At 70.1% G+C, this 4,039-nt stretch carries 3 protein-coding genes and 2 pseudogenes; 3 read left to right on the plus strand and 2 right to left on the minus strand.

All coding sequences use genetic code 11. The annotated features are described in order from the left end of the window. The 3 genes and pseudogenes from G6031_RS15215 to G6031_RS15225 all read left to right on the plus strand — a co-directional run. A pseudogene (locus tag G6031_RS15215) lies at positions 1-216 on the plus strand (NADH-quinone oxidoreductase subunit L); the annotation flags it as partial. Positions 217-218: 2 nt separating this feature from the next. Beyond that, entirely contained in the window at positions 219-1,709 is a 1,491-nt protein-coding gene (locus tag G6031_RS15220; protein ID WP_182653705.1) for an NADH-quinone oxidoreductase subunit M, read from the plus strand. 21 nt (positions 1,710-1,730) lie between these two features. Further along, positions 1,731-3,146 carry an NADH-quinone oxidoreductase subunit N gene (locus G6031_RS15225; RefSeq protein WP_241737374.1) on the plus strand — a complete coding sequence of 472 codons (1,416 nt, stop codon included), beginning with the start codon at positions 1,731-1,733 and terminating at the stop codon, positions 3,144-3,146. Between the two features lie 174 nt (positions 3,147-3,320). Here the strand turns inward: G6031_RS15225 and G6031_RS15230 are convergent, their stop codons facing one another. Continuing rightward, positions 3,321-3,749, minus strand: a complete 429-nt coding sequence (locus tag G6031_RS15230; protein WP_007626378.1) for a four-helix bundle copper-binding protein — start codon at positions 3,747-3,749, stop codon at positions 3,321-3,323. Positions 3,750-3,859: 110 nt separating this feature from the next. Beyond that, positions 3,860-4,039 (minus strand): annotated as a pseudogene (locus G6031_RS18980) (hypothetical protein); the annotation flags it as partial.

The following is a 4,039-nucleotide window of genomic DNA, read 5'->3' on the forward strand; positions in this document are numbered from 1 at the left end:
GCCGCACGGGCCGCCCATACGGCCGGGCAGGGCGCGGCCCGCCTCGATGACGCCGTGGTCGACGGCGCCGTCGAGGGCCTGGCCGGTTGGGTTCGCCGACTCGGGCACCTGGCCCGCACCCCGCAGACCGGGGCCGTCCACCAGTACCTCCTGCAGGCCGTCGCGGTGCTCACCGTGGCCGTGGTGGCCTGGACCGTCTACGCAGTGATGGGATGAGCATGCTCAGTCTGATCGTCTTTCTCCCCTTGGCCGCCGCCGCCGTCCTGGCCGCGGTGCCGGCGATCGGGCCGGCGGCCGCGCGATGGGCGTGGATCGCGGTGAGCGTGCTGGAAGTGCTGCTGGTTGCCGTGGTGTGGGCCGGCTACAAGGACCCGGGACCGAACGGGCTGGCGTTCGAGGAGCAGGTGCCGTGGATCCCGGGGGTGGGCAGCAGTTACCACGTGGGCATCGACGGGCTGTCCCTGCCGCTGGTGGCGATGACGGTCGTGGTGTTCTTGGCGTGCGCTGTGTACTGCCTGCGGGATTCGGACCGGCCGCGCGTGCAGGCGGCGCTATTTTTGTTCCTGCAGAGCATGAGCCTCGGCGTGTTCGTTTCGGCCGACCTGATCCTGTTCTTCGTCTTTTTTGACCTGTCGATCGTGGGAATGTACTTCATCATCGCCGGGTGGGGCCACGGCAATGCGGCCCGGTCGGCGCTGAAGTTCTTCCTCTACACGTTCCTGGGGTCGCTGGCCCTGCTGCTGGGTTTCATCGGGCTGTATGTGTTCTCGGCGCCCCACACCTTTGACATCCCCGAGCTGGTCGCCGCACCCCCGCTGGCCGGTGAGCCGCTCGCCGGGGGGCTGGTGCTGGCGGCGATCCTGGTGGGCTTGGCCGTCAAGACCCCCACCGTGCCGTTCCACACCTGGCTTCCCCCGGCCCACACCGACGCCCCGGCCGCCGGCTCGGCCGTCCTGGCGGGGGTGTTGCTGAAGATGGGCGCGTACGGCTTCGTGCGGATCGCCATGCCGATGCTGCCCGAGGTCTGGCGGGCGTGGGCCTGGGTGATCGTGGCCGTGGGAATCGTCTCCGTGCTCTACGGCGCACTGGTGGCGCTTGCCCAGACCGACCTCAAGCGGATGATCGCCTACACCTCCGTCAACCACATGGGCTACATCGTCCTGGCCCTGGGTGCGGCCGGGCTGCTGGTGGAGGGTGCCGAGCAGGCCCGGTCCGTGGCGGTCACCGGCGCGATGGTGCAAATGGTCAGCCACGGACTGATCACCGCCGCCCTGTTCTTGCTGGCCGGGGTCATGCAGAGCCGGGCCGGGACCTACGACCTGGGTTCCTATGGCGGGCTGGCCGACCCCGCCCCGCGGTACGCGGCGCTGTTCGCGATCGGCGCCTTTGCCTCCCTGGGCCTGCCCGGGTTCTCCGGGTTCATAGCCGAGTTCCAGATCTTCGCCGGCAGCGTGGCCGTGGCCCCGGTGACCGCAGTGGCGCTAGTGGGCATCGTGATCACCGCCGCCCTGTTCCTGCGGGCCCTGCAGCGGGTCTTCACCGGGCCCGCCGCCGGGCGCTCCCCCGGGTTCGCGGACCTGCGGGCGCACGAGCTGTGGTCGGCCGGCCCTCTGCTGGCGCTGTCCGTGCTGATCGGAGTGCTGCCGCTGGTGCTGCTCGGGGTGATCGAGCAGAGCTCGGCCGCCCTCGTGGAACTGGTGGGACGGTAACCCGTGGACGCCTCCATGCAGATGAGCCCCGGGCTGCTGCTGCCCGAGATCATCGTCTTTACCGGCGGATTGGCGGTGCTACTGGGCGGATCGTTCCTCCCCCGGCAGCGCCAGTGGATCGCCCGCGCCGCGGCCGCCCTGGCGCTACTGGGCGCCGCGACCGCCGCCGCGGTGGCTATGGCCGGGCCTGCGCAAAGCGCCTTTGCGGGTACCTTTGCCGTGGACACCGCCACCGGCGCCGCACGGGTGATAGCCACCCTGGCCACCCTGCTGATCCTGGGGGTGGCCTCCGGGGAGCTCAAGGACTCCCCGCGCGAATCCGACACCTACGCCCTGCTGCTCTTCGCCACCGCCGGGGTGATGGTCCTGGCCGGGATCACCGACCTGTTGGTGCTGATCGTGGGATTCCTGCTGGCCAGCATCCCGCTGTACGGGATCATCGGACTCACCGGCGGCCGCTTGGGCGCCGAGGCGGCGGTCAAGACCTACCTCATGGGGGCGCTGTCCGGGATCCTGCTGATGCTGGGCGTCACCGTGCTCTATGCCCTGGCCGGAGGCACCGACTACGCCCTGCTCCGGGAGGCGTTGCCCACCGCACCGGACGCCGCCGTGGGGACAGGCATCCTGGGGGTGCTGGCCGGGCTGCTGTTCAAGGCCGGCGGGGTGCCGATGCACTTCTGGGTGCCCGACGCCGCCCAGGGCTCCGGGGTCACCGCCGCCACGTTCCTGACCACCGTGCCCAAGGTGGGCGCGCTGGTGGCCGTGTACCGGTTGGTGGCCACGGTCTCCGCCGAAGATCACTCCTGGTTGCTCGTCGCCGCCCTACTGGCCACCGCCTCGATGTTCCTGGGCAACCTGGCCGCCTACTGGCAGACCGATCCCCGCCGGCTACTGGGCTGGTCGACCGTGGCGCAGGTGGGGTTCCTGCTGGTGCCCGTGGCCGCAGCCGGGCGCAGCGACCTGGCCCTGCCCTCGCTGTTGTTCTACCTGGCCGCCTACGCCGTGACCAACGTCGCCGCCTTTGCCGTGACCGCTGCCCTGCCCGAGCACCGGACGCTCGCCGAATACCGCGGGCTGGCCCGCTCCCGCCCAAGGTTGGGACTGACCGTGCTGGTGGCGCTGCTGGGGCTGGTGGGCACCCCGCCCCTGGCGATCTTCGTGGGCAAACTGACCACCGCCACCGCCGCCTGGGACGGCGGTCACGGGTGGCTGGCTCTGGTGGTGGTGGTCAACAGCGTGATCAGCCTCTTCTACTACCTGCGCTGGTTCGCCCCCGTCTTCGCCCGACCCGACTCCCAAGCCGCCGAGTTCCCCGGACGCGGCGGGATGGCCGCCTGGCCGGCCGTCACGGCCGCGGTCGCCGCGACCGCGAGCCTGGCGCTGGGCGTCCTGGCCGGTGTCCTGTGGGCTGCCCTCGACGGCCCCGGGATCCTGTAGGGCTGGGAGCGGCAGCCTTCCCCAGCCGGAAGGGGCGTCGAGTAGGTGCGGGAGGGAGCCGGGGGCCGTACAGGAGAGCCCGCTTATAGGAGAGAACCCCCTAGATCGTCGGTTGTCGCCGTAGGACCTAAGTCGCACACCCAGTCGAGCAACGACTACAGCGGCGCCGCGGGTTCAGCCAATGGCGCTGAGGAGGTCGCTGCAGGCCTTTTCGCAACGACGGCAGGCGTCAGCACACAGCTTGCAGTGCTCGTGCATGTCGGCGTGAGCCTCGCAGTCTTCGGCGCAAGTAGCGCACGCGGCACGGCAGGCCTTGAGCAACTCGGTGACCACGGTCAGGTTGCTGCCCGTTCGGCGACTCAGGACGGAAGCGGTGGCGACGCAGACATCGGCGCAGTCGAGATTGGTACGGATGCAGTTCCGCAGGTCGGCAACCGCCTCTTCTGCCAAGCAGGCGTCCGCGCCGTGCGGGGAATCAAGGTAGGTCCGGTGCCAGCGACGCATGAATCGTGGCCCCAGGCCGGGGAAGAAACCGGCCGGTAGCTGTTCAACGTGCAACTGCGCGGTCGCGCCGAGATCAGCGATCGTGGCGTACCGCAGCACGAGATCGTCATCCGTCGCCGGTCCCGGCCGTGGGCAAGGCGCCGTCCGCGCACGGTAGAGCAGGCGGTAGCGCCACGTCGGTCGACACATAAGCTGACTCCCTTCTTCGGTCAAATCAGACCGGGCCCGGCCACTTGCGCGCCGGACATGCCGGCTCGGTTAGTGGGAGAGCGGCCAGAGCTCGGAAACTCGACAGTGAAACTTGCATCTCGGCCGGGCCCGTCACTGTGCGCTCGAATGTTCCCGCCGTGGGCTTCGACGAGTGCGCGAGTGATGGTCAGGCCGATACC

Origin of the sequence: Dietzia sp. CQ4, assembly GCF_014145125.1 — a bacterium.
Taxonomy (GTDB): Bacteria; Actinomycetota; Actinomycetes; order Mycobacteriales; family Mycobacteriaceae; genus Dietzia; species Dietzia natronolimnaea.

Coding starts and splice junctions, on each gene's coding strand:
- G6031_RS15220 (WP_182653705.1), top strand. CDS start 219: ATGCTCAGTCTGATCGTCTTTCTCCCCTTGGCCGCCGCCGCCGTCCTG.
- G6031_RS15225 (WP_241737374.1), top strand. CDS start 1,731: ATGAGCCCCGGGCTGCTGCTGCCCGAGATCATCGTCTTTACCGGCGGA.